This window comes from Isoptericola sp. NPDC057191 (assembly GCF_042670225.1).
Classification (GTDB): Bacteria; Actinomycetota; Actinomycetes; order Actinomycetales; family Cellulomonadaceae; genus Isoptericola.
On record NZ_JBHUWC010000287.1, the window covers coordinates 1 to 2,955 of the forward strand.

Genomic DNA, 2,955 nt, shown 5'->3' on the forward strand with positions numbered 1-2,955 from the left:
CAACACTCAGGGGGCGGGGGCGAAGGCCGCGTGGAACGTCCAGCGCGGGTCGAGCGTCTCGCCGAAGCCTTGCGACTGGACGGCGAGGGTGCCGTCGTCGAGGTGCACGAGGCGCAGGCGCAACGTGGCGAGCTCGTCCCCGTGGGTGCCGCAGCGCACGTCGAGCGTGCCGGGTCCCGACCATCCGGCGGTCACGACCGCGGGCTGGTCGGCGACGCGCGTGCGCACCGGGGCGGACGTGTCCACGCGCACCGACCAGCCGTCGTCCGAGGCCACCGTGCCGGTGGTGCCGTCCGTCGTGGCGGTCAGGTCGAGCGTGAGCGCGGCCGGACCGGCGCCCGGCGTCAGCGTCGTCCAGCGCCCGACGAGCGAGCGGGCGTGCTCGGGGTGGTCGCGGGGCGCCGGCCACGCCAGGCCCGCGACGTCGTCGCCCGCCCGCGGCGCGGAGGTCGCCACGGCCCGCGCGGGCGCGACGAGGTGGTCCAGCACGAGGTCGAGGAGCTTCTGGTCCCCGGCGCCGGCGGCCTGGGCGTCGGCCGTCACGACCACGCTCACCCCGGTCGCCGGGTCGCCGTGGACGATCTGGCCGCCGAGGCCGAACATCAGCCAGCCGCCCTGCGGCGGCAGCCAGACCTGGTAGCCGTACGCGGCGCGGAACGGTCCGCCCCAGGTCTGGGTCGCCGGGTCCGAGCGTGGCGTCGTCGCGGCGGCGAGGAACTCCGCCGGGAGCAGCGGGACGCCGTCGTGCACGCCGCCGTCCAGGAGCAGGCCGGCGAGCCGGGACAGGTCGTCCGGGGTGCAGACGAGCCCGGAGCCGCCGTGGCTGTAGCCGTCCGGGCCGGGCAGGAACCGCAGGCCCGGGCTGATGCCCAGCGGGTCGAGCAGCCCAGGGCGCAGGTACTCCGCCAGCGACGTGCCCGCGGTCCGCTCCACCAGCGCGGCCAGCGTGTACGCGGCGCTGGTGTCGTAGGTGAACAGCGCACCCGGCGGATGGGTGGGCGGCACGCGGAAGTACGACTCGAGCCAGCCACCCTCCCGCACCTTGTACGTCGTGCTGCGGTGCGGACCACGCATGGCGAGCATGTCCCGCAGCGTCGTGGCCTCCAGCCACGGGTGCGCCGGGCCGGTCGCCGCGAGCACGTCCGGGAAGTGCCGCACCACGGGGTCGTCGAGGCTCAGCGCACCCTCCGCGGCGAGCAGGCCGACGGCCAGCGCCGTCACCGTCTTCGACACGGAGTACATGCGCTGCGGCACGTCGTGGCCCAGAGGTGCGCACGCCGCGGCGAGCAGCCGCTCGCCACCCGCCCGGACGTCCACCGTGTGCAGGGCGACGTCCAGCTCGCGGGAGCGCGCGACGACGGTCGCGAGCCCTGTGGTCAGGTCAGGGTCCGCGGCAGGAGCGCGACCGGTGGTCGGCACGGGCTCAGACCAGGTCGCGCACGGCGGCGTACTGCGCGCGGACCACGGGCCGGGGGTCGGGGTCGAGCGTGACGGCGATCGTCGTCGACCACGCGGGGGGAGCGGCGTCCGCGTCGGTCGCGGCCGCGAGCGTCCACGCCGCCTGCCGGGCCGCGCCGTCGGCCACGTACTCGCCCGGCTCGGGGACGCCGACGGCGAGGCCGAGGACCTGCGTGGCCACCTGCTGCACGGCGGGCGACTGGGCCGCCCCGCCGATGAGCATGACGCGCTCGACCGGCACTCCCTGGGCGCGCAGGGCGTCGAGGCCGTCGGCGAGGCCGCAGAGCATCCCCTCGACGTAGGCGCGCGCCAGGTGCGCGCGGGTGGAGGTCGCGAGGCGGACGCCGTGCAGGGTGCCGGTCGCGTCGGGGCGGTTGGGGGTGCGCTCGCCCTCCAGGTAGGGGACGAGGACGAGGCCGTCGGCGCCGGCGGGGGCGGCGAGCGCGAGGTCGGCGAGCTCGTGGACGTCGACGTCGAGCACGGCCCGGGCGGCGTCGAGCACGCGGGCCGCGTTGAGCGTGACCGCGAGCATGAGGGCGTTCCCGGTGGCGTCGGCGAACCCGTTGATCGCGCCGGAGCCGTCGGCGGTGCGCGCCGGCGCCACCGCGGAGACGACGCCCGACGTGCCGATCGAGATCGCGATGTCGCCGGGCGTCATGCCGAGCGCGAGCGCTGCGGCCGCGTTGTCGCCGGCGCCGGGACCGAGGAGTGCCCCACCTTCGACGTCGGCCCCCGCGACCGTGGCGTGCGCGACGCCGCCGGACTCCGCAGGGCCGAGCACGCGGGGGAGCGTGACGTCGTCACGACCGAGGGCGAGCGTGAGCAGGTCGCGGCGGTAGGTGCCGGCGCCGCCGTCCGCGTCGGCGTCGTAGTAGCCGGTGCCCGACGCGTCGGACCGGTCGGTGACGAGGGCGTCGAGCTGCGGGCCGAGCGGCGACTCGCCCTCGGGCCCGTAGCCGGCGATGCGCCAGGTCAGCCAGTCGTGGGGGAGCGCGACGGCGGCGACGCGCGCCGCGTTCTCAGGCTCGGCGTCGCGCAGCCAGCGCAGCTTGGTGACGGTGAGGGAGGCGACGAGCACCGAGCCGACGGCGTCGGCCCAGGCCTGCGCACCGGCGTCGCGGTCGCCGTCGCCGAGCTCGCGGACGAGGTCCTCGGCCGCGGAAGCGGACCGGGTGTCGTTCCACAGGAGCGCGTCGCGGACGACGCGACCGTCGGCGTCGAGGGCGACAAGGCCGTGCTGCTGACCGCCGACCGCGACCGCGGCGACGTCGTCGAGGCCGCCGGCCTCGCGCGCGGCGGCCAGGAACGCGTCCCACCAGTGCTGCGGGTCGACCGACGTGCCGTCGGGGTGCTTCGCGGTGCCGGAGCGGACCAGGCGGCCCGTCTCGGCGTCGCGCACGACGATCTTGCAGGACTGCGTGGACGTGTCCACGCCGGCGACGAGGGGCATCGTTGCTTCCTTCACGGAGGTCGGTCCGCCGGTGTTGTGAGCGGGCG

At 76.9% G+C, this 2,955-nt stretch carries 2 protein-coding genes; both read right to left on the reverse strand.

The genetic code is table 11. The features are described 5' to 3' along the window. Positions 1 to 6: 6 nt before the first annotated feature. Entirely contained in the window at positions 7 to 1,419 is a 1,413-nt protein-coding gene (locus tag ACFT55_RS19835) for a serine hydrolase domain-containing protein (RefSeq protein WP_380245572.1), read from the reverse strand. A 4-nt stretch (positions 1,420 to 1,423) separates the two neighbouring features. Next, complete coding sequence (locus ACFT55_RS19840; protein WP_380245573.1) at positions 1,424 to 2,908, reverse strand: FGGY family carbohydrate kinase; 1,485 nt, start codon at positions 2,906 to 2,908, stop codon at positions 1,424 to 1,426. Positions 2,909 to 2,955 lie beyond the last annotated feature (47 nt).